The sequence below is a fragment of the Microbacterium sp. 01T413_2 genome (assembly GCF_056398985.1).
The window spans coordinates 14,403-35,800 of sequence record NZ_JBFTQL010000024.1 but is presented as its reverse complement, the minus strand read 5'-3'; the positions used below and the strand labels follow the sequence as shown (position 1 = coordinate 35,800).

The 21,398-nt window shown below is 70.8% G+C and carries 16 protein-coding genes; 7 read left to right on the top strand and 9 right to left on the bottom strand.

Annotation, left to right across the window (positions count from 1 at the left end; genetic code table 11):
* The first annotated feature begins 50 nt into the window (after nucleotides 1–50).
* Together AC1DMN_RS13260 and AC1DMN_RS13255 are read left to right on the top strand one after the other, a co-directional pair.
* Nucleotides 51–1,760 carry an ABC transporter family substrate-binding protein gene (locus tag AC1DMN_RS13260; RefSeq protein WP_440731572.1) on the top strand — a complete coding sequence of 570 codons (1,710 nt, stop codon included), beginning with the start codon at nucleotides 51–53 and terminating at the stop codon, nucleotides 1,758–1,760.
* Between the two features lie 114 nt (nucleotides 1,761–1,874).
* On the top strand, nucleotides 1,875–2,600 hold the full coding sequence (locus AC1DMN_RS13255; RefSeq protein ID WP_477229200.1) for an alpha/beta fold hydrolase: 726 nt from the start codon (nucleotides 1,875–1,877) through the stop codon (nucleotides 2,598–2,600).
* Here the strand turns inward: AC1DMN_RS13255 and AC1DMN_RS13250 are convergent.
* Nucleotides 2,551–3,843 carry an MFS transporter gene (locus AC1DMN_RS13250; protein ID WP_477229201.1) on the bottom strand — a complete coding sequence of 431 codons (1,293 nt, stop codon included), beginning with the start codon at nucleotides 3,841–3,843 and terminating at the stop codon, nucleotides 2,551–2,553. The genes AC1DMN_RS13255 and AC1DMN_RS13250 overlap by 50 nt on opposite strands.
* Entirely contained in the window at nucleotides 3,840–5,195 is a 1,356-nt protein-coding gene (locus AC1DMN_RS13245; protein ID WP_477229202.1) for a GH1 family beta-glucosidase, read from the bottom strand. The genes AC1DMN_RS13250 and AC1DMN_RS13245 overlap by 4 nt, the downstream gene beginning before the upstream one ends.
* A 268-nt stretch (nucleotides 5,196–5,463) precedes the next feature.
* On the opposite strand from AC1DMN_RS13245, the gene rpsT reads away from it, so the two are divergent.
* On the top strand, nucleotides 5,464–5,724 hold the full coding sequence (gene rpsT / locus AC1DMN_RS13240) for a 30S ribosomal protein S20 (RefSeq protein WP_477229203.1): 261 nt from the start codon (nucleotides 5,464–5,466) through the stop codon (nucleotides 5,722–5,724).
* Nucleotides 5,725–5,841: 117 nt separating this feature from the next.
* On the opposite strand, the gene holA is transcribed toward rpsT, so the two are convergent.
* The 3 genes from holA to AC1DMN_RS13225 form a co-directional block, all read right to left on the bottom strand.
* Entirely contained in the window at nucleotides 5,842–6,885 is a 1,044-nt protein-coding gene (holA, locus tag AC1DMN_RS13235) for a DNA polymerase III subunit delta (protein WP_477229204.1), read from the bottom strand.
* 29 nt (nucleotides 6,886–6,914) lie between these two features.
* A complete protein-coding gene (locus AC1DMN_RS13230) occupies nucleotides 6,915–9,392 on the bottom strand; it encodes a ComEC/Rec2 family competence protein (RefSeq protein ID WP_477229205.1) in 2,478 nt (825 codons plus the stop codon).
* Nucleotides 9,393–9,502: 110 nt separating this feature from the next.
* Complete coding sequence (locus tag AC1DMN_RS13225) at nucleotides 9,503–10,168, bottom strand: helix-hairpin-helix domain-containing protein (RefSeq protein ID WP_477229206.1); 666 nt, start codon at nucleotides 10,166–10,168, stop codon at nucleotides 9,503–9,505.
* Between the two features lie 167 nt (nucleotides 10,169–10,335).
* On the opposite strand from AC1DMN_RS13225, the gene AC1DMN_RS13220 reads away from it, so the two are divergent.
* The gene (locus AC1DMN_RS13220; RefSeq protein ID WP_477229207.1) at nucleotides 10,336–10,938 is read left to right on the top strand and encodes an HD domain-containing protein; all 603 of its coding nucleotides are present in this window, start codon (nucleotides 10,336–10,338) and stop codon (nucleotides 10,936–10,938) included.
* 11 nt (nucleotides 10,939–10,949) lie between these two features.
* Here the strand turns inward: AC1DMN_RS13220 and AC1DMN_RS13215 are convergent, their stop codons facing one another.
* Entirely contained in the window at nucleotides 10,950–12,683 is a 1,734-nt protein-coding gene (locus tag AC1DMN_RS13215; protein ID WP_477229208.1) for an SGNH/GDSL hydrolase family protein, read from the bottom strand.
* A 54-nt stretch (nucleotides 12,684–12,737) separates the two neighbouring features.
* Nucleotides 12,738–15,347 (bottom strand): leucine--tRNA ligase, encoded by a 2,610-nt coding sequence (leuS, locus tag AC1DMN_RS13210; protein WP_477229209.1) that lies wholly within the window; start codon nucleotides 15,345–15,347, stop codon nucleotides 12,738–12,740.
* A gap of 123 nt (nucleotides 15,348–15,470) precedes the next feature.
* Between leuS and AC1DMN_RS13205 the strand changes: the two genes are divergently transcribed.
* Together AC1DMN_RS13205 and AC1DMN_RS13200 are read left to right on the top strand one after the other, a co-directional pair.
* Entirely contained in the window at nucleotides 15,471–16,529 is a 1,059-nt protein-coding gene (locus tag AC1DMN_RS13205; RefSeq protein ID WP_477229210.1) for an App1 family protein, read from the top strand.
* Complete coding sequence (locus tag AC1DMN_RS13200; protein WP_477229211.1) at nucleotides 16,526–17,467, top strand: 3-methyladenine DNA glycosylase; 942 nt, start codon at nucleotides 16,526–16,528, stop codon at nucleotides 17,465–17,467. Before AC1DMN_RS13205 ends, AC1DMN_RS13200 begins: the two co-directional genes overlap by 4 nt.
* Nucleotides 17,468–17,621: 154 nt before the next feature.
* Here the strand turns inward: AC1DMN_RS13200 and AC1DMN_RS13195 are convergent, their stop codons facing one another.
* A complete protein-coding gene (locus AC1DMN_RS13195; RefSeq protein ID WP_477229212.1) occupies nucleotides 17,622–18,833 on the bottom strand; it encodes a glycoside hydrolase family 3 N-terminal domain-containing protein in 1,212 nt (403 codons plus the stop codon).
* 70 nt (nucleotides 18,834–18,903) lie between these two features.
* Here AC1DMN_RS13195 and AC1DMN_RS13190 point away from each other — a divergent pair, with 70 nt between their 5' ends.
* Nucleotides 18,904–20,187 carry a threonine/serine exporter family protein gene (locus AC1DMN_RS13190; protein WP_440731560.1) on the top strand — a complete coding sequence of 428 codons (1,284 nt, stop codon included), beginning with the start codon at nucleotides 18,904–18,906 and terminating at the stop codon, nucleotides 20,185–20,187.
* A gap of 134 nt (nucleotides 20,188–20,321) precedes the next feature.
* Here AC1DMN_RS13190 and AC1DMN_RS13185 read toward each other — a convergent pair whose 3' ends face one another.
* On the bottom strand, nucleotides 20,322–21,395 hold the full coding sequence (locus AC1DMN_RS13185; protein WP_477229213.1) for an NAD(P)-binding domain-containing protein: 1,074 nt from the start codon (nucleotides 21,393–21,395) through the stop codon (nucleotides 20,322–20,324).
* Nucleotides 21,396–21,398 lie beyond the last annotated feature (3 nt).

Genomic DNA, 21,398 nt, shown 5'->3' with positions numbered 1-21,398 from the left:
GGTTAACTGTCCCTTGTCCCCAAATAGCCGAAAGGCATCGAAGGAGAACCATGAAAAGGCAGCACAAGCTGTGGGGCGTCGTCGCCCTCAGCGGGGCGCTGGCAATCGCCATCAGCGGTTGCTCGGCGACCGGAGGATCCACCGGCGGAAGCACCGACAAGCCCGCCGAGACCAAGACCGCGGACTACAACCCGCAGCCGCGCGAGAACCTCAAGCAGGGTGGAGAGGCGCACTTCTGGATCAGCGAAGTTCCGGCGCAGATGAACTTCATGAACGGTGACGGCACGGCCGACACCTCGCGCCTGGCCGCCTGGTACACCCCGCAGGTGTTCCTGATGGATCCGGACGGCACCGTCAAGGCCAACCCCGCCTACCTCGACAAGTGGGACACGTCCGTCAAGGACGGCAAGACGGTCGTCACCATGAAGATCAACGAGAAGGCGGTCTGGAACGACGGCTCTCCGATCGACTGGACCGCCTTCGAGACGACGTGGAAGGACAACAACGGGTCGAACCCCGACTTCAAGGCGAGCGCCACCGACGGCTACAAGGACATCGAGTCCGTCACGAAGGGCGACACCGACAAGGACGTCATCGTGACGTTCAATCGCGAGTTCGCCTGGCCGGCCATGCCGTTCCTCACCGGCATCCTGAACCCCAAGGTGAACACGCCGGAGCTGTACAACGACGCGTACAACGGCAACGCGCACCCCGAGTGGGGCGCCGGCCCGTACAAGATCACCAACTTCGACGTGAACGGCCAGAAGGTCACCCTCGAGCCGAACGACAAGTGGTGGGGTGACAAGCCCATGCTCGACAAGGTCACCTTCTCGGGCATGGACCGCGCTGCCTCGCTGAACGCCTTCAAGAACGGCGAGATCGACCAGGTCGAGACCGCCTCGGCAGACGCGATCAAGCAGGTGAAGGACGTCAAGGACGCCGTCATCTACCGCGCCCAGCAGACGGCCAAGACGGTGATCCAGCTCGACGGATCCAAGCCGCAGCTGAAGGACCCGAAGGTACGTCAGGCCTTCTTCATGGCGATCAACATCGACCAGCAGAAGAAGATCGCCTGGAACGGTCTGGACTACACCGAGCCGGCAGCCGGCTCGCTGATCCTCTACCCCTTCCAGAAGGGCTACGACGACTCGTTCAAGGCTGCCGGCCTGAAGTTCGACACGGCCGCCGCTAAGAAGCTGCTCGACGACGCCGGCTGGAAGGCCGGTTCGGACGGCGTGCGGGAGAAGGACGGCGTCAAGCTGACCGTCACCTACCCGGTGTTCAGCGACAGCCCCGTCCAGGCCGCTCTCGCCAAGGCGCTGCAGCAGCAGGAGAAGGCTGTCGGCATCGACCTGAAGATCGACACGCGTGCGCCGTCGAACTTCTCGAACGACGTCGCCACGAAGAACTGGGACGCCCTCGGCCTCCGGTTCACCGACTCCGACCCGTTCGGCCCGGCCTGGTTCTGCCAGATGTACTGCTCTGACAGCAACCTGAACCTGTCGAGCACCGGCACGGCTGAGATCGACAAGAAGATCAAGGGCGACGTCGAGTCGCAGACCACCACCGAGTCGTGGACCAAGGCTGCGATGAAGCTCGAGCCGGAGATCATCAAGGAGACCTGGGGCGTCATCCCGCTCTACAACGGTCCCTCGATCCAGGTCGCAAAGAAGGGCCTCGCGAACCTGACCCCCGAGACCTACGTGGGCCTCGACCTCTACCGGGTCGGTCCCGTCGAGAACGTCGGCTGGGAGAAGTAAGCACCCGCCGCAATTCTGGAGCGGGGTCGGTGGTTCGCCACCGGCCCCGCTTCGTCGTTCTGCGCCTGCTGCACACGCGCGGCCCGGGCGGTCGCACCTTTTAGACTGGCGGCCATGAGCCGCTCCCCCGTGTCCGTGGTGCTCGTGCACGGGATCCGCACCTCGGCGACGATGTGGCGCGCGCAAGAGGAGTTCCTGGCCGAGCGCGGCAATCCGGCGGTCGCCGTGGATCTGCCCGGCCACGGCACCCGCATGGACGAGCCGTTCGCCCTCGAAGAGGCGATGCGCACGGTCGATACCGCGGTGCGCAGCGCCGACGGACCCGTACTGCTGGTCGGGCACTCGATGGGAGGGCTGCTTTCGACCGCGTATGCCGGGGCGGATCCGACGCCGCCGGTCATCGGCTTCGTGGGGGCCTCCTGCACGGCTCTCCCCCGTGGCGCGGGGCTCGCGGCCTATCGCGTGCTCGCGGGCGCGTTGAACGCGATGCCGGATCGCGGCATGTGGCTGAGCCGTCAGGTGCTGGACGCGACGCTGCCCGCCTCGACGCGCGAGGACTTCGGCGCCGGCGGCTACGCCATGGCCACGCAGGACGAGGCGCTGCGCTCGCTCGCCGAGCTGGATCTCATCGCCGCGGTGCCCCGGATCTCTGTGCCCACCTGGTTCGTCAACGGGCAGTTCGACCAGCTCCGCACCCACGAGACGCTGTACCGCCGGCTCGCGCCCGACGCGGAGTTCATCATCGTGCCGCGCACGACGCACCTGGTGACCGCGATGAGGCCGCGGGTGTTCAACGCGGTGCTGCAGCTGGCACTGGCGACGCTGGAGACGGCGCCCTGACCGCATAGGTGATCGCCGCCCCCACGAGCGACAGCACGGCCGCGGCGCCGAACAGCAGCCCGAACCCGCCCACCAGGGCGACGAGGCCCGCACCGAGCAACGGCCCCAGTAGCTGCCCCAGTTGCGCCGAGACGTTCACGAGCCCGAGGTCGCGCGCGTGGTCGTCCGGATCCTTCAGCAGATCCGTCGCGAACGCGAGGCTCACCGCCATGTACGCACCGTACCCCGCTCCCATGATCCCGGCGGCGACCGCGGTCATCTCGAACGAGGGACTGATCAGGATCACCACGCCGGAGACCGCCTGCACGACCGCGGAGACCGCGGTGATCGTCCGGCGCACCCGCAGCGGGTTCGCCGAGGCGCGGTCGGAGAGTATGCCGGCGACGATCGATGCGATCACGACGAACACCGTGTAGATCACGATCAGGATCAGCAGATCGTCCTGCGCCTGCGGCGAAGGGACGCGGACGCCGTAGAGCAGGAAGAACAGCAGCAGCGAGGTGCCGAAGGCATTGCCGATGTTCACGACGAAGCGGCTGACGAGCAGCCACAGGAAGTCCCGGTCGCGCCACGACGCCGTGCGGGCGACGGTGCGCGGAGCGGGAAGGGCGAGCTCGTGCGCCGGCGCGTCCGGCAGCAGCAGGGCCGTGCCGGATCCGATCACGGCGATGATCGCGGCCATCAGATAGTAGGACTGCTGCACGTTCAGCCCGATGAGCACGACGGCCCCCACGCCGACGACGATGCCGACCGCCTGGGCCGAGCTCGCCGCGGCCGAGGCCGCGCCGCGCTGAGTGGTGAGCTGGTCCGCGATCATCGCCGTGAGAGCCGCCGAGGCGACCGACACGCCCACCGAGACGACGATCCACGCACCGCCGACGGCGACGGGACCGGCCACGATGCCGGTCAGCACCAGCCCGACCGCGGCGAGCAAGGATCCGCCGATCGCCCATGGCCGGCGGCGTCCCCACCGCGAGCGGGTGCGATCCGACCAGCGACCGGAGACGGGCGCGGCGATGATGCCGACGAGCCCGCCCACTGACAGCACCACGCCCGCCCACACGACGCCGGCGATCCAGTTCTCGCCCGGGGCGCCGGTGTCGAGCTGCAGCGGCAGCAGGAGCTGGATGGGGGTCAACTGGACCGTCCAGATCGCCAGCCAGGCGAGCGTGAACAGCGTCATCCAGAGCGGGCCGACCCTTTTCCGCGCACTCGGAGCGGCAGCGTCGGAGTGATCGGTCATGAGCGTGCCTCCTCGATGAGCGCGCGGTACCAGGCGTACGAGGCCTTCGGGGTGCGCTGCCCCGTGTCCATGTCGACGTGCACGAGCCCGAACCGCTGCGTGTACCCGTCGGCCCATTCGAAGTTGTCCAGCAGCGACCACACCGTGTAGGCATCGACGCGCACCCCGGCGCGCATCGCGGAGAGCACCGCGGCAAGGTGGCCGCGCAGATAGGAGACGCGCGCGGCGTCCTCGATCCGCTGGTCGACATGGTCCGGCTCGGGGAACGACGCGCCGTTCTCCGCGATGACGACGGGCGGCAGCGCGAGACCGTAGCGCTCCTTCGCATCGATGAGGAAGGTGGTCAGCGCCTCGGGCACGATCGGCCACAACGGCCCGAAACCGGTGACCGGGGCGCCGGGGGTCGGTACCACCTCGAACGGAATCGGTCCCGCCGATGTCGCGACGGTCGTCGGGTTGTAGTAGTTCACGCCGTAGACCTCGCAGGGGGCGCTGATCAGCGCGAGATCGCCGTCCTGCACCGGGAGCGTCACGCCGAGCGGCTCGAGGTCGGGGTAACGCCCGAGCAGCACCGGATCCGCGTACATCCGGTTGTGGATGAGGTCGTACAGGTACGCGGCCCGCTGGTCGGCCTCCGAGTCCGTTGCGGGCAGCACCTGCGTGTGGTTGTTGACGATGCCGACGCTGGTCGCACCGCGCGCGTGCAGGATCCGCGCCGCGTATCCGTGCGCGAGGAGCTGATGATGCACCGTCGGCAGCGCGTCGAAGAGCAACGTGCGACCCGGCGCGAGTTCTCCGATCGCATAGCCCTGCAGAGTCGTGGAAACGGGCTCGTTGATCGTGTACCACTGCCGCACCCTGTCGCCGAGCGCATCGGCGACCACCTCGGTGTACTGCGCGAATCGCTCGGCGGTGGAGCGGCTCAGCCAGCCCCCGTCCGCCTCGAGTCGGGACGGCAGATCCCAGTGGTACAGGGTCGGCGTCGGCACGATCCCGGCGTCGAGCAGGCGATCGACGAGCCGGTCGTAGTATGCGAGCCCCTGCGGACTCGGCCGTCCGTCGGGGAGCACGCGCACCCAGGAGATCGAGAACCGGTACTCGTCGACGCCGAGTCGTGCCAGCAGCGCGACATCCTCGGCGGCACGGTGGTAGCTGTCCGGTCCTGGATCCGCCGTGCTGGCATCGCGCACCCGGCCGGGCGTGTCCACGAAGTCGTCCCAGATGGATCTGCCGCGTCCGTCTTCGGCTCTCGCCCCCTCGATCTGGAAGGCCGCCGTCGCGGCGGAGAAGCGCAGCCGGCGCAGCAGCCCACGCTCGAGCGCAGGCACGTCAGCGATGACGGATTCGGGCATGGACGACTCCTTCGGGTCCTTCGCCAGCGTGCACACCCTACACCGACGCCTCGCCCCGAACGCGACGGCGTGTCATGAGGAACGAGACCGCGTCCCACGATGATGCCGAAACCGCCGGGACCCGATCCACCGGTTCGGCATCAGACCGGATCCCTGATAAGATCGGTGATTGGCTTGCGTGTCAGGTCCCACCCCTGCACGCTGCCGGAGGCGCCCCTCTACCGCCAGGCCGGCATAACCATCCATCACTCGAACGAAGGTTCCATCCGTGGCGAACATCAAGTCGCAGATCAAGCGCAACAAGACCAACGAGAAGGCGCACGAGCGCAACAAGGCCGTCAAGAGCGAGCTGAAGACCGCCGTCCGCAACACCCGCAAGGCCGTCGCCGGTGGCGACAAGGCTGCCGCCGAGGCCGCGCTGAAGACGGCGTCGAAGAAGCTCGACAAGGCCGTCAGCAAGGGCGTCATCCACTCGAACCAGGCCGCGAACCGCAAGTCGTCGATCGCGAAGCAGGTCTCCGCTCTCTGAGCCGGAACTTCCGAAGGCCCGTCCCGATCCGGGGCGGGCCTTCGTCGTTCCCCACCCGAGCTACAGCTGTTCGTTCCCCTCACACGACCTGCGGCGGCAGTGCCGCGGTGGATCCGGTCAGCCGCCGTAGGGCGCGCGTGTGGCGATCACCGTGATCATGCGCTCGAGCGCGAAGATCGGGTCGCGGGCCGCGCCCTTCACGTCGGCGTCCGCGCGCGCGGTCGCCTGGATCGCGAGCCCCAGGGTGCGCTCGCTCCAGCCACTCAGATCGCGGCGTGCCCGGTCCACCTGCCAGTCCTTCATGCCCAGGCGGGCGGCGAGTGCCGCATTCGACTCCCGGGAGCCGGCGACGCGCGCCATCGACCGCAGCTTCATCGCGAACGCTGCGACCATGGGCACCGGGTCGGCCCCGGAGGACAGGGCGTGCCGGAGCGCGATGAGCGCCTCGCCCAGACGCCCGGCGATCGCGGTGTCGGCGACGACGAACGCGGAGACCTCGACGCGCCCGCCGTAGTAGCGCTCGACGAGGTCGGGCGTGACATCGCCCTGCACGTCGTTGATGAGCTGCTGACAGGCGGCGGCGAGTTCGGTGATGTCGTCGGAGAAGGCGGAGACCAGTGCGCGCAACGCCTGCGGCTGGATACGCCGACCGGCGGCACGGAACTCCCCCGCGGCGAAGTCGGCCTTCTCGTCGTCGCGCTTGATGGCCGGGCAGGCGATCTCGATCCCCCCGCCGGTGCCGGCGCGGATCGCGTCGAGCAGCTTCTTGCCGCGCACGGTCGCACCGGTGTGGCGGAGCACGACGGTCGCGCCTTCCTGTGGATGCTCGAGGTACGCGACGGCTTCGGCGAGGAACGCGTCCGTGCAGCGCTCGACGCCCGAAATACGCAGCAGGCGCGGCTCGCCGAACAGCGACGGCGAGGCCAGGCCGAGCAGGCTGCCCGACTCGTAGTCATCGGCGCGCAGGTCGCTGACCTCGAGCGCCGGATCCTCCGCCCGCAGGTAGGCGCGCACTCCCGCGATCGCACGCTCCGCGCAGATCTCCTCGGGCCCGGACACCAGCACGATCGGCGCCGGCCGCGGCTCGCGCCAGGACACCTGCGGGATGTTCGTCGCCTTCCCTCCACGTCGTGCGGCGGAGGTGGAGCGCGGTGCGGGCATATCACCAGCGTACCGGCGGGCGCGGACGTTCACGGCGCCCGTGCCGTCGACGTCGGCAGGGGGTGCGGCGTCGAGCGCCCGTCGCCTGCCGGGGCCGGGGTCGGTGTCGGTGTCGGTGCCACGGTGGAACGTCCGTCCGGCGGCGCATCGCGGGCCGGGGCCGGGCGCTCGGTCCAGACGCGCAGCCCCTCCTCCCCCTCGGACACGAGGATGGTGCCACGCTGGTCGGTCCGCAAGATCGGCGTGCGCAGGGCCTGCAGCATGTCCAGAGTCTGCACACGCGGATGCCCGTAGTCGTTCCCCTCGCCCACCGAGATCAGGGCCAGCGCCGGATCCAGATCGGCGTAGAGCTGCGGATCCTGATCGGCACTGCCGTGATGCGCGACCTTGACGACGGTCTCGTCGTGCGGGTGCGCGAGCCGTCGTAGCATGCCCTGCGACTCGGCCGACAGATCGGCCAGGAACAGGCTCCGCGGCACGCCGCCGCCGGTGACCTGCAGGATCACCCCGGCGTCGTTGCCCGGCGGGAAGACCTTCTCATCGCGGCGAGGCCAGAGCACGCGCCAGTCCGCCCCACCCAGCCGTCCGGTCATGCCCGCAGCGGCATCCATGATCTGCGCACCTCCGCGCTCGAGTCGATCGAGCTGGTGCTGGTGTGCCGCCGTGTCCACGGGTCCGTGCAGCACGGCGTCCGCTCGGCCCACGAGCGCGTCGGATGCGCCGGCGTGGTCGTGATCGAAATGGGTGAGCACCAGCAGATCGAGTCGCGTGATGCCGAGGTCGTCGAGACAGCGCCGCAGCGGATCCGGATCCGGCCCGGTGTCGATGAGCATGGTGTGCCCGGAGGAACGCACCAGCACCGCATCGCCCTGTCCGATGTCGCACATCGCGATCCCCCAGTCCGCGGGGCGCTGCAGCAGGGAGACCGGTCCGGTGACGATGCCCCAGCCCGCCGCCGTGCCGATCACGACCGCCCCAAGACCCCCCACGATCGCCCGCCACCCAGCGCGCAGCGGGCGATGCGGCGCGATCACCCAGAAGGCGCACGCGCTGAGCGCCGCCACGGCGAGGGCCGAGCCGATGCCGGCCGGGGTCTCGATCGTGGCCAGCGGCAGTGCGGCCGTGGTCACGGCGGTCTGCGCGATCCACGCGGAGGGCAGCCAGGCCGCGGCGGCGAACAGGTCGGCGAGCGCGGGGACAGGCATGGCCAGGCACGCGAGCAGGCCCAGGATCGTCGCTATCGGCGAGGCGGGCTCGGCCAGGAGATTCGCGACCACGGAGACCAGCGACTGCCGTGTCGCGAACAGGGCGATGATCGGCCCGCAGGCGAGCTGCGCCGATAGCGGGACCGCGATCGCCAACGCCACCGGCCTCGGAAGCCGGCGTCCGAGCCCGGCTGCCAGCGGCGGAGCGAGCACGATGAGGCCCGCTGTGGCGGCGGCCGACAGTGCGAAGCCGGGGGCCGCGGCGAGACGCGGATCCGCGAGCAGCAGCACCGTGATCGCGAGCAGCAGCACCGAGAGGCCGGCGCGCGGGCGCCCGAGCAGCAGTGCCGCCATGGCCACCCCGGCCATCGCCGCGGCCCTGATGACGCTCGGCTGTGGTGTCACCAGCACCACGAACCCGGCGAGAGCGAGCACCGCGACCGTGATGCGGAACACTCTGCCACCGCCGCAGAGCGCGACGATCCCGAAGGCAGCCGCGGCCACGAGGGCGAGGTTGCTGCCGGACACGGCCGTCAGATGCGAGAGCCCGCTGGCCTTCATTGCCGTATCGAGGTCGTCACTCACCGCGCGCACGTCTCCCACGGCGAGTCCCGGGAGCAGCTCGGAACCGGGCTCGGGCAGGCGCTGGGTGCGCTCGATGAAGGCCGCCCGCACGTCCCCCGCGAGACGCTCGACCGGGCCGCCGCGCGACAGCTGCTCGGCAGCGCCCTTCGCGAACAGCACGAGGGCGGCACGCTCCCCGGGGTCGGTGCCCTTCGCCTCTGCCGTCAGCCGCAGCACGGTCCCGGGGCCGAGCGTAGCGGCGTGCGCATCGGGAGGGATCCCGATCCGCACCGGCACCCGCAGCGGCCGGGGATCGTCGCCCGGCCCGAGCCGGGACGTGTCCGCATCGGCCCAGAGCCGACCGTCCGCGCCGAGCGAGGGCAGCGACCGCACGCTCACCTCCGCGGTCACCGCATGTCCGGCCAGCGACGCAGCCTGGTCGCGGGCCGGTGCCGTCGCCGCTGCAGCGCCGCCGATCGCGGCCGCGACCGCGAGGCACACGATCGCGAGGGGCGCCGCTCGGGCCACCGCGTCGAGCGTTCTCGGACCACGCGACAGCACGCCAAGCGACGGCGCACCACTCGGCGATGCGAACACGGGCACGGCAGACGACGAACGGCGGGCGACGAGAACGACCACGACGCCCAGCACCGCCAGAGCGATCACGATTCCCGCCACTCCAGGCAGGAACGAGACCGCCAGCGCGATCGCCCAGGCGGTGACGGCGACCGGCACCATGCGCACGTCCCTGAGCCGACGCCGGATCGGCGCAGCAGCGTCCGCCGAGCGGGTCTCCGGAGGAACGACGCCGCTCCGGGCCGCTGCCGGAGTGCCGTGCTCGGGCGGGCTCATACCCGCACCAGGTCGCGGATCCCGGCCAGCATCTTCTCGCCGATGCCGGAGACACCGAGGAGGTCGTCCACGCTCGTGAACCGCCCGTTGGTCGTACGCCATTCGATGATGCGCTGCGCGAGCGCCGGACCCACCCGCGGCAGCTCCTCGAGCGCGGTGGCGTCCGCGGTGTTGAGGTCGATGAGGCCTCCGGGTCCCTGGCCCGCGGCTCCCCCGCCCGTCGGACCGGATCCGCCGGCAGACGCGCCGGGGGCGGTGGCTGCCGCACCGACGGCGGGGACCAGGATCTGCTCCCCGTCGACGACCTGCCGGGCGAGGTTCACCGCGGTCAGATCCGCGGTCGGCGGCGTGCCGCCGGCCGCGGCGAGCCCTTCGGCGACCCTCGCGCCGTCGTCGAGCACGTACAGCCCCGGCTTCGCCACCTCGCCCAGCACGTGCACGTAGACCGAGCCGGCGGAGATCACGGATCCGCTCGCGCTGGGCTCCGGCATCAGGGAGATGCTCTCCGGCGCCGTGGACCGGCTCAGCAGGCCGATGCCGACGGTGACGGAGACGGCGACGAGCGCCACCACCACGGCCGCGCCGAGTCCGAGGCGGAGCCGTCGGGGCGCACGCACGACGACCGTCGGCGCGACGCCCTCAGACTCCACGTGCTCGCTCACACGCCGACGCTAGGCGCACAGGCGGACGCGCAGATCCGGGTCCGCGCAATCCGTGCACAACCCGGGGCGCCCCGACGCTGTGGAGGACAAGGACGACCGCAACGCGGCGACCTCGAGCCGCCCCGACCGATACGCTGATCCCACCGTCCGAACGACCCGGAGCCGCCATGCGCCTGCACGACTTCCTCCCGCCCGACACCGCCGCAGCCCGCGGAGCGCGCGAGATCGTCACGCGGTTCCAGTCCCCCGCGCTGGTCAACCACGTGCTGCGCAGCTGGTTGTGGGCGGAGGCGTTCGCGCTCGTGGAGGGGCACCGCGGCATCGACCACGAGCTGCTCTACACAGGCGCCGTGCTGCACGACATCGGACTCGCTCCTGCGTACGACAATCACGTCCTCGGCTATGAGGAGGCGGGCGGCTTCGTCGGCGAGGCGTTGACGGCGGGCGCCGGATGGTCCGCCGGCCGTCAGCGCCGCGTCAACGAGATCATCGTGCGACACAACTGGCCGTCCGTGGATCCGGCCGACGACGTCGAGGGGTACCTGTTGGAGACCTCGACCGGCCTCGACGTCTCTGGGCGCCGCGACGAGGAGATCCCCCTCGAGTTCCGCCGCGAGGTGCTCGCCGCCTACCCCCGACTCAGCCTCGCCGCGGAGTTCGGCGACTGCGTGCAGCAGCAGTCGGCGCGCAAGCCGCACAGCCACGCGCGCCGCCTCGTCGACGGCGGGCTGCTGGGCAAGCTCGCCGACAACCCGCTCGAGCGGATCTGACCCGCAGTCGGTCAGCGCCCGAGCACCGCGCGCAGGGCCTCCGCGTAGTGCGGCGCGATCTTCGCATGCCCCGCTGGCGTCAGGTGCACCGCGTCCGCCTGGGGCGCTGAGTAGTCACTGACCCAGCCCGCGACCGAGATCGCCGAGACGCCCTGGGTCCGCGCTTCCTCGGTGACCGCCGCATCCATCGCCCGTCGTGCCGCGTGCGCCGCATCGCTGCGACTCATCACGCCGTTCACGACGATCGGAGTGTTCGGGTACGCCTGCCGCAGCAGGCCGATCAGCTGGCCCTCCGCAGCGGTGACCTCTGCCGTGGGGCGCTTCTGCGCGGTGTCGTTGCCGCCCAGGGTGACGATCACCACCCCCGGGTCCCCTTCGGGCAGCAGCACGAGGTTGCGGGCCACGCTCTCCACGACCCCCGCCGCACTGCCCCCGATCGGAGCCAGGTATCCGGATCCCGGATACCCGAACTTCGCGATGTTCGAGAAGCCTGCGCCCCGCGCACCCTGGTCGATCCAGGAGTCGCCCGAGCATTGGGAGTCGCAGATGAGCACGGCCGTGGATCCGTCGACCGGCGTCCCAGGGACGGTGAGAAGACGGCCCGCCCGCAGCACCGTCTGCGCCTTCTCCCAGTCCTGATGCGCGCCGCGGTCATCCGTCCAGGAGTCCTTGATCGGCCAGCCGAAACGGGCCGGATCCGCCGCCCAGATCGCGAAGTCCTCCGCATCGAGACGGAATACCCCGACGCCCTCATGCCACAGCAGCACGCCACCGGCGAAGGCCTGATAGCGACCGCCCGTGACGTCGACCTTCTCTCCCGCCGGCAGGCCGAGCTCGCCCGTGGGGCCGCCCAGCTCCTCGTACCGGTTCTGGATGTCGCCCGCCGTGGTCGCGAGGATCGCCCCGTCGCTGTCCGAGCGGTACAGGGCGCCGCCCTGGAAAGACTGCATGGCGCCGCCGGCGAGCTTCGACGCCTCGGCCGTCGGCAGGCCAAGCGCGCCGCCCGCTCCGCCGCGATCGTGGTAGGCCGCGAGGAACGGCGGCTGCACCGATGCCGCCCCGGTCCCGCCGGACCACCACACCTCGCCGCCGTCGAACTCCTGCACCAGGCGATCGCCGACCGCTCGCTGAGTGCTCTTCGGGTACCCGAGCGGTCCGAACGCCCCCGCGGCACGACGATGGGCCTCGGCGATGTCAGACACAGTCGGCACCGCCTTGCCGTCGCGCACATAGATCGTGCCGTTCACGAACTCCTGCACCACGGTGCCGCGCCGATCCGCGTGCTCGGCGCCCTTCGGGAAGCCGAGTCCGCCGCGTTCCTGCGAGTAGCGCAACCACGACCGCCAGAGCACGCCGCGCACCAGGATCGGATCGCCATCGCCGTCCGCGAAGATCCCCGCACGCTGGAACGCCTGCCACGGCCGGTCGGCGGATCCGCTCTGCTCCGCGATCGGCAGGCCGAGCGACGCCACGCCGCCGAACTCGTCGAAGGCCCCGCCGACCGCGTTCGCACGCACGATGTGCGCGGAGCCGTTCGCGGCCGCGTAGATCGTGCCCGCACGGAAGTCCTGCCGGCACACTCCGCCCGTGCACGTCTCGCGGTTCCATGCAGCGCCGAGCTCAGCGTCGTGCTGGTGCCAGAGCACGCCGATCGCGCTGGTGTCGCTCACCGGTCGCGGCAGCTGCCACGCCAGCAGCAGGCCCGCACCGGCGAGCACCGCGATCAGAGCCACCGTGCCGAGCACGCGCCGCATCACCCTGAGGGCGCGCGCTCCCTTCCCCCCGGAGCGCAATGGATCTCAGCCCTTGACGGCGAAGTTCACGATCTTCGGCGCCCGCACGATGACCCGCACGATCTCCTTGCCGTCCAGGGCGCGCTGCACCTTCTCGTCGGCGCGGGCCAGCGTCTCGAGGTCCGCGTCGCCGATCTTGGCCGGCACCTCGAGCGTCGCACGGACCTTGCCGTTGACCTGCACGGCGCAGGTGGCGGTGTCCTCGACGAGCAGCACCGGGTCGGCCTGACGCCAGGTGACGAGTCCCACGGACGGCTCGTGCCCGAGGATCTCCCACATCTCCTCCGCCGTGTGCGGAGCGACCAGGTCGAGCATGACGGCGACGGTCTCGGCGGCCTCGCGCACGGCGGGGTCGGCGGGACCGGCGCCGGTGTCGATCGTCTTGCGGATCGCGTTCACCAGCTCCATCAGGCGTGCGACCAGCACGTTGAACTTGGTCTGCTCCACGAGCGCCGGCGCATCGGCCAGCAGATGGTGGGTGGCGCGGCGCAGCGCCGCATCGCCGCCGGCGAAGACGACATCGACCGGGCTCGCGACATCGTGCGCCGCACGCAGCGCGCGGGCCAGGAACTTCTGGGCGCCGGTGGTCGAGACGTCCTTCCAGTCCTTGTCGTCCTCCACGGGCCCGGCGAAGGCCAGGGCCACACGCAGCGCGTCGGCGCCGTAGGCGTCGAGCTCCTCCTGGAAGAGCACCAGGTTGCCCTTGCTCTTCGACATCTTCGCGCCGTCCAGGATCACCATGCCCTGGTTGATGAGGCTCGAGAACGGCTCGGTGAAGTCGATCAGGCCCATGTCGAAGAGGACCTTGGTGATGAAGCGTGCGTACAGCAGGTGCAGGATCGCGTGCTCGACGCCGCCGACGTAGGAGTCGATGGGCGCCCAGCGGCGGGCCTCGTCCACGTCGAAGGCCACCGTGTCGCTGTTCGGTGACAGGAACCGCAGGTAGTACCAGGAGCTGTCCACGAACGTGTCCATGGTGTCCGGGTCGCGCAGCGCCGGCTCCCCGGTGCCGGGCACGGTCGTCTGCACCCAGCTGGTCGCGGCTCCAAGTGGGGAGGATCCCTTCGGCGACAGGTCCAGCCCCTCGACGCTGGGCAGGCGCACCGGCAGCTGTTCCTCGGGCACCGGCACGATCTCGCCGTCCTGCGTGTGCAGCATCGGGATCGGAGTGCCCCAGAAGCGCTGACGCGAGATCAGCCAGTCGCGGAGGCGATAGTTCTTCGCGGCACGGCCTCGGCCCGCGGCCTCCAGCTGCTCGATCGCACGGGCGATCGCGTTGCGCTTGGACAGGCCGTTCAGCTCGCCGGAGTTGATCATGCGGCCGTCGCCGGTCAGGGCGATGCCGGTCTTCGCCGGGTGCTGGTCGTCCAGCGACTCCAGCGGCTCGAGCGGCACGCCGTCCTCGTCCACCTCGATCACGGGCAGCGCGCCGGTGATCGGGGCGGTCGTGTCGACCACGACCCGCACCGGCAGATCGAAGGCGCGGGCGAAGTCGAGGTCGCGCTGATCGTGCGCGGGCACAGCCATGACCGCGCCGTGTCCGTAGTCGGCCAGCACGTAGTCGGCGGCCCAGATCGGCAGCCGCTCGCCGTTCACGGGGTTGATCGCGAAGCGGTCGAGGAACACGCCGGTCTTCGGCCGGTCGGTCGCCTGCCGGTCGATCTCGCTGGTCTTCTGCACCTGCGCGAGGTACTCGGAGAAGCGCTTCTGCACCTCCGCCGACGACCCGGCGGCCAGCTCCGCGGCCAGGTCGGAGTCCGGCGCGACGACCATGAAGGTGGCGCCGTGCAGGGTGTCAGGACGCGTGGAGAACACGGTGACGACGCCCTCGCGCCCCTCGATCGCGAAGTCGACGTCGGCGCCCACGGAGCGGCCGATCCAGTTGCGCTGCATCTGCAGCACCTTGTGCGGCCAGAAGCCCTCGAGCTGGTTCAGGTCGTCGAGCAGACGATCGGCGTAGTCGGTGATCTTGAAGTACCACTGCGTGAGGTTCTTCTTCACGACCTCCGCACCGCAGCGCTCGCAGCGCCCGTCGACGACCTGCTCGTTCGCGAGCACCGTCTGGTCGTTCGGGCACCAGTTCACCGGGCTCTTCTTGCGGTAGGCCAGGCCCCGCTCGTAGAGCTTCAGGAACAGCCACTGGTTCCAGCGGTAGTACTCCTCGTCGGAGGTGTGCAGCACACGGCTCCAGTCGAACGAGACCCCGTAGGCCTGGAAGCCCGCCTTCTGCTGCGCGATGTTCTGGTACGTCCACTCGCGCGGATCCGCTCCGCGACGGATCGCCGCGTTCTCGGCCGGCAGGCCGAACGAGTCCCAACCGATCGGGTTCAGCACGTTGTGCCCGCGGTGCCGCCAGAAGCGCGCCACGATGTCGGAGTAGAGGTAGTTCTCGGCGTGGCCCATGTGCAGATCGCCCGAGGGATACGGGAACATCGCCAGCACGTACTTGCGCGGGCGCACGTCTTCGGCCCCGCCGGCCTGGAAGGTCTCGTTCTCCGCCCAGTACTTCTGCCATTTGGCCTGAAGCGCGTGTGCCTGCTCCGCGGCCGACAGCGGCTCGCCGTCGTTCGACGGGGATGCGGTGTGGGACGGGTTCTCAGACAACGCGACGACCATTCTCTGTGGCAGGGAAAAGAATGCCCCGAACAGGGCAACCTCCAGGTTATCCCAGCCCGTGAGGGGCGGCGTTCCGCGCCCGGAGCGTGCATCGCGGTGCGGACGTGAAAGACTAGACGCGCTATGCCCTCGCCCTCATCACGACCGGTGCGGATCCACTGGTTCGCCCGCCTGGAGCACCGCTTCCACGCGTGGCGTGAACGGCGCGCCCGCAGACGGGGCCGCACCGCCACGGTGGTGCCGTTCCCGGGCTACGGCGGACCCGGCTGGATCCGGGTAGTCGGCCGCGTACTGATCCTGCCGAAGACGCGTGGGCGGGGCAAGGACGCGAGCGTGCGCGGCTGGCGCAGCTTCGTAGGCATCCCGGTGAGCTTCGCCACTGTCACGATCACCGTGGCGGGACGCACGCACGAGGTCGCGGCCGATCGCGGCGGGGTCATCGACTGCCGGATCGAGGCCGACCTGCCCAGCGGGTGGCAGCAGGTGACGATGTCGGTCGAAGGGCAGGAAGCGACCCCCGCGCGGATCTTCGTCGTCGCAGAGGACGTGCGCTTCGGCGTGGTCTCCGATGTCGACGACACGGTCATGGTGACCGCTCTGCCGCGTCCGCTGATCGCGGCGTGGAACTCCTTCGTGGTCGACGAGCACGCCCGCACCCCGGTCCCCGGCATGGCGGTGCTGCTCGAACGGCTCATGCGGGACAACCCCGGCTCGCCGATGATCTACCTCTCCACGGGCGCCTGGAACGTGGCGCCGACGCTGAACCGCTTCCTCTCCCGGCATCTGTTCCCGGCCGGATCCATGCTGCTCACCGACTGGGGCCCCACCCACGAGCGCTGGTTCCGCAGCGGGCGCGAGCACAAGCTGCAGAACCTCGGGCGACTCGCCGAGGAGTTCCCGCACATGCGCTGGCTGCTGATCGGCGACGACGGGCAGCACGACGAGGCGATCTACGGGCAGTTCCTCGTCGACCACCCCGAGAACGTCGCCGCGGTCGCGATCCGTCGGCTGCTTCCGGCCGAAGGCGTGCTCGCCGGCCGCCGCGCCGCGGCTCGCGCCGACGGTGACGCGGCCGATGCCGAGGCGCGCGACGAGGACCTCGCCCCCTGGGTGAGCGCGGAGGACGGCGCCGGGATCCTCGACGAGCTCATCGACGTCGGCGTCGTGCATTCCGAGTCATGAGCCGCGCCGCCGGGACACCGGCCCTTGCTCCCCCGACTTCGGTTCCCCCGACTTCGGAGAGCGCGATCGCCGCCACGGTCGTGCGCGCCCGTCTCGACCGCGGGACCTGGTCCGCCCGCGCCGATGCCCATGCCGAGCGCGCCGACGCGCTGACGGCGGAGCACCGCGCCCGCCAGGCGCGCCGCGAGAAGCACCCGGTCCATGACTTCCTGTTCACGTATTACGGCTACAAGCCGGGACAGCTGCGCCGGTGGCACCCCGGGGCGGGCGTCGTGCTGGAGGATGCCTCCGAGCGTGCGGAGTGGCGCTGGTACTCCCCTGCACCGGCGGCGGTTCCCGGATCCGCGGTCATGCCCGACGCGGCGGCCTTCGCCGCGGAGAAGCCTGAGCTCGCGCGTCTCGTGCACGCGATGCTCGCGCGTACCGCCGCCCGTGCCGGCCAGTTCGGCTGCTTCGGCCTGCACGAATGGGCAATGGTCTATCGCACGCCGGATCACCGGCATGAGGTGCCGCTGCGTCTGGGCCAGGCCGGCACCGATGCGGTTGTGGAGCAGGGCGAACTGCGCTGCACGCACATCGACGCGTACCGGTTCTTCACGCCGGGGGCGGTGCCGCGCAACCGGCTCGCCCCGACCCGCGAGACACAGCCGCTCCTCGAGCAGCCCGGATGCCTTCATGCGGGCATGGACGTCTACAAGTGGGCCATGAAGCTCGGACCGCTCGTGGAGGGCGAGATCCTGCTGGACGCGTTCGAGCTGGCCCGCGACATCCGGATCCTGGACATGGAGGCCGCCCCGTACGACCTGAGCGACTGGGGCGTCGAGCCGGTGCGGATCGAGACGGCGGAGGGCAAGGCCGAGTACGTGCGCCGGCAGCGCGAGTTCGCCGAGCGCGGCAACACTCTGCGCGCACGGATCCTCGAGGCTTGGCTGGGCTGACGCCTTCCCGCTCAGCTCCTTCACCCGCACCCCCGCAGGAGTGCTCCCTCGGTCTTCTCCCCTGCTCACTTGTCGCGAATTGTCGTTCTCCTCGACGCTGAGCCGCAATCTGCGACCAGTGAGCGAGGTGCACTCGGCCCCGGCGTGCCGTCGCTCAACGCCCCCTGCTGCGATCCGCGATGTCGAGCCGGAGGGCGACCACCCGGGAGGCGGCCTCGCTGAGGCGCTCGGTGGGGAGTGCGCCGCTGCGCACGGCCGCAACCAGCCCGTCTGCGATCTTCTGCGCGGTGTCCGGCCCCGCGCCGTCGAGCGCCAGCACGAGATCGCTCCCGGCCGCGACCGACTGCACGGCGTCGGCCACCTCATCGGCATAGGCGGGCTCACCGGAGTCGACCAGCATGTCGAGGTCGTCGGTGACGATGACACCCCGGAAGCCGAGGTCATCGCGCAGGATCTGATGCCAGCGTGGCGACAAGGATGCGGGCTGTGCATCGACGGCGGTGTACGCGAGATGCCCCATCATGACGATCGGCGCACCGGCCCTGATTCCGGAGAGGAACGGCGGCGCGACCTGTGCCCGCCACGTCGCCAGGTCCATCCCGGTGCTCGGGATCATGTGGTGCGAGTCCCCTTCGGCGGCGCCGTGCCCGGGGAAGTGCTTGAGCGTGGCCGAGACCCAGGGCGCCTGCCCGCGCACGGCGGCGTCGACCCGTTCGGCGGCCGCGGCCGGGTCCGTCCCGAACGAACGGGCGTAGATGAACGACTCCGGCGACTGCGCAACATCCGCGACCACGCCGAAGTTGACGGTGACACCCGATTGCGCCAGCAGCAGCCCGCGCTGCGCGAACGCGGCCCTGGTGGCATCCGCGGGTTGCGCCTTGAGCACGTCCGCGCCCGGCTGGTCGTCCCAGGGCAGCCGCACGACGTCGCCGCCCTCCTCGTCCGTGGCGATCAACGGCCGCAGCCCCGGATCGACGGTGAGCGCCGCGGTCATCGAATGCAGCTCCTCAGGGGTTGCGGGGATGTTGGAGCCCATCAGGATGAACCCGCCGAAGCCGCCGCCCATCATCGCCCGCATCGGAGCCGGATCCGAGCCCGGCACGTTCCCCATCACCACGCAGGCCGCCTGCTGGGCGAGATCCATCCGGCTCAGGATCTCCTGGGCTCGGGATCGATTGTCAGCCGAGGACGACGGTGCGGGAGTCGCGGCCGACGCGGCCGAGGTGGTCGGGGCGGCGGGTCGGTGCGAGGAGCCACCGGGCGCGCACGCCACGCCGGCGAGCAGCGTCGAGAGCAGCAGGAGCACGACACCCCCGCGTCGGCGGGCCGGGTGCGGCTCGTGTGCTCGGGTCGAGGACAACCGCATGCCTCCAGACTAGGCCGCCCCTCTGAGCGCCTTCGTCGTGCGGGCGGCGCAGGTCCTACGATTTCAGGTGATGTCAGACCCGATCTCCCCCGACGTCGCACTCGGCGATCTCGGCGCGCTGCTGCTGGACACCGGCGTGTCCGTGACCGATGTGCGCGGCACGCTCGAACGCGCCCGCGACGCGACCGCACCCGGTACCGACCTGGCATTCGCCGTCCTCCCCGAGCATGTCTTCGTCAGTCGCCCCGGAGTTCCGGGTGCCACGACGATCTCGGCCGGCGGAGGACCCGTGCTGACGTTCCGCCAGACTGCGCACGCCTCACGCCTCGCGCGGCGGCTGGAGGCGGGTCGCGTCACGCTGGACCAGGTGCCGGCGCACATCGCGCACATCCGCGGCCTGGAACGCCGCCACCCGGTGCTGCAGACGACGCTCGGCGGTGGGCTGCTGGCGGCGGGGCTCGCCGTGCTGTTCCGCTGCCCGTGGTGGGCGGTCGTGCTGGCCCTGCTCGTCGGCGGGCTGGTCGCGGCGATCGTGATGGCGACGGAGCGCATCCGGGCGGCGGCGGCCGTGGTGCCCTTCGTCGCCTCGCTCATCTCCACCCTCGTCGTCGGCGTGGTCGCCGATCGGCTCGACTTCGGCGCGGTGCCGCTGTTCGCGGTGTGCGCGCCGGTGGCCCTGCTCGTGCCCGGCGCTCTCATCACGAACGCGCTGCTCGAGCTCACCGCGGCGGACATCGTCACCGGGGCATCCCGCCTGGTGTACGGCCTGATCATGCTCACGTTCATGGCCGCAGGGATCTTCACGGGCGCCGCGGCGACCGGGCTCAGGGTGGACCCGCGCTCCGCCGCCCTCGTCGGCGAGACGTCGCTGGTCACCGGGCACGGAGGCTGGGAGGCCGTCCCACCGCTCGCCTGGAGCTGGGTCGGCGTGGTGGTGCTCGCGATCGGGATCGGGCTGAGCTTCGGATCCGGATTCCGCCTCACGATCGCCACCGTGATCGTGATGATCTGCACCTACGCGGCGCTCATGCTGCTGAGCCCGTTCACGGGAAGCACGATCGCCACGGGGATCACCGCCGGGCTGCTGTTCCTCGCCGCGCGCGTGCTGGAGCGGGTGACGCTGGCGGTTCCCGCGACGGTGTCGTTCCAGCCGGCGTTCCTGCTGCTCGTCCCGGGCACGGTCGGGCTCGTCGCCCTCGCGTCGTTCGACGCCGCGGCGCTCGCCGCCGCGCCGATGATCTTCATCAGCCTGTGCATCGGGACCAAGGTCGGCGCGCTGCTCGCCGATCTGCTGCGGATCACGCGCCCCGTCTCGGCGACCACCATGACGGGTTCGATCCGCATCATCCGCTGATCCCCTCGAGGCTCACTGGTCGCTTTCTTGAGGCTCACTGGTCGCAAAGCGCGGTTCTGCCGGGTTCTATGCCGCAATTCGCGACCACCGAGCGGATCCGAGATACGAGATCCCGTTCCCAGATCCGCGACGCATCAGGGAACCGGGACCTGCTCCGCTCGCGCTCGCGCGAGATACCGCTGCACGCCTCGTGCCGCGGTCCGGCCCGCGCGGTTCGCGCCGATGGTGCTGGCGGAGGGTCCATAACCCACGAGCTGGATCCGCGGGTCCTTCACCGCTGTCGTGCCCCGCCCGTTGCGATCGAGCTGAATACCGCCGCGCTCGCTGCGCAGATGCAGCGGGGCGAGGTGGCCGATCGCGGGCCGGAAGCCGGTGGCCCACAGGATCACGTCCACAGGTTCGAACGAACCGTCCGCCCAGCGCACGCCGTCCGGCTCGACGCGCTCGAACATGGGCCGGCGCGCGTCGTAGACGCCGAGCCGCGCCGCCGCCTGCTCCTGCGGTCGCAGCATGAGGCCGGTCACGCTGACCACGCTCTGCGGAGCCAGCCCCTGCGCGACACGCTGCTCGACGAGCGCCACCGCGGCAGCTCCCGCCTCGGGAGTGAAGTCGTCGGTGCGCCACACCGGAGGGCGACGTGTGGCCCACAGCACGTCGGTGATCGGGGCGAGGGCCCCCAGGAACTGCACGGCCGAGGCTCCGCCTCCGACCACGAGTACCCGCTTTCCGCGGAAATGCTCCGGCCCCGGGTAGTCGACGGTGTGCAACTGCTCGCCGAGGAACGTCTCCATGCCCGGGTAGTGCGGCAGGAACGGCTGCGTCCAGGTGCCTGTGGCGTTGACGAGGGTGCGCGAGCGCCAGGCGCGGTCGCCGGCGTGCACCACGAGGATCCCATCCTCGTCCGTCACGCGCTCGACGTGCACCGGCCGGATCACCGGCAGATCATGGGCGCGCTCGTACGCGGCGAAGTACGAAGGTACCGCGAGGTTCGCCTGCTCGCTCGTGCGCCGAGGCGGAACGGATCCGGGAAGCTCGGCCACGCCGTGCACGTCCTGCATCGTGAGAGCGTCCCAGCGGTGCTGCCAGGCCCCGCCCGCCGCCTCGTCCGCGTCCAGGACCACGTGCTCGATGCCGAGCCGACGCAGGTGGTAGGAGCTCGACAGGCCGGCCTGACCGGCGCCGATCACGATGCTGTCGAGGATGTCCACGGC

What these genes read in the sequence shown, in the direction of transcription:
- AC1DMN_RS13260 (WP_440731572.1), top strand. Translation starts at nt 51, where the DNA reads ATGAAAAGGCAGCACAAGCTGTGGGGCGTCGTCGCCCTCAGCGGGGCG.
- AC1DMN_RS13255 (WP_477229200.1), top strand. Translation starts at nt 1,875, where the DNA reads ATGAGCCGCTCCCCCGTGTCCGTGGTGCTCGTGCACGGGATCCGCACC.
- AC1DMN_RS13250 (WP_477229201.1), bottom strand. Translation starts at nt 3,843, where the DNA reads ATGACCGATCACTCCGACGCTGCCGCTCCGAGTGCGCGGAAAAGGGTC.
- AC1DMN_RS13245 (WP_477229202.1), bottom strand. Translation starts at nt 5,195, where the DNA reads ATGCCCGAATCCGTCATCGCTGACGTGCCTGCGCTCGAGCGTGGGCTG.
- holA (WP_477229204.1), bottom strand. Translation starts at nt 6,885, where the DNA reads ATGCCCGCACCGCGCTCCACCTCCGCCGCACGACGTGGAGGGAAGGCG.
- AC1DMN_RS13230 (WP_477229205.1), bottom strand. Translation starts at nt 9,392, where the DNA reads ATGGTGCCGGTCGCCGTCACCGCCTGGGCGATCGCGCTGGCGGTCTCG.
- AC1DMN_RS13220 (WP_477229207.1), top strand. Translation starts at nt 10,336, where the DNA reads ATGCGCCTGCACGACTTCCTCCCGCCCGACACCGCCGCAGCCCGCGGA.
- leuS (WP_477229209.1), bottom strand. Translation starts at nt 15,347, where the DNA reads ATGGTCGTCGCGTTGTCTGAGAACCCGTCCCACACCGCATCCCCGTCG.
- AC1DMN_RS13205 (WP_477229210.1), top strand. Translation starts at nt 15,471, where the DNA reads ATGCCCTCGCCCTCATCACGACCGGTGCGGATCCACTGGTTCGCCCGC.
- AC1DMN_RS13200 (WP_477229211.1), top strand. Translation starts at nt 16,526, where the DNA reads ATGAGCCGCGCCGCCGGGACACCGGCCCTTGCTCCCCCGACTTCGGTT.
- AC1DMN_RS13195 (WP_477229212.1), bottom strand. Translation starts at nt 18,833, where the DNA reads ATGCGGTTGTCCTCGACCCGAGCACACGAGCCGCACCCGGCCCGCCGA.
- AC1DMN_RS13190 (WP_440731560.1), top strand. Translation starts at nt 18,904, where the DNA reads ATGTCAGACCCGATCTCCCCCGACGTCGCACTCGGCGATCTCGGCGCG.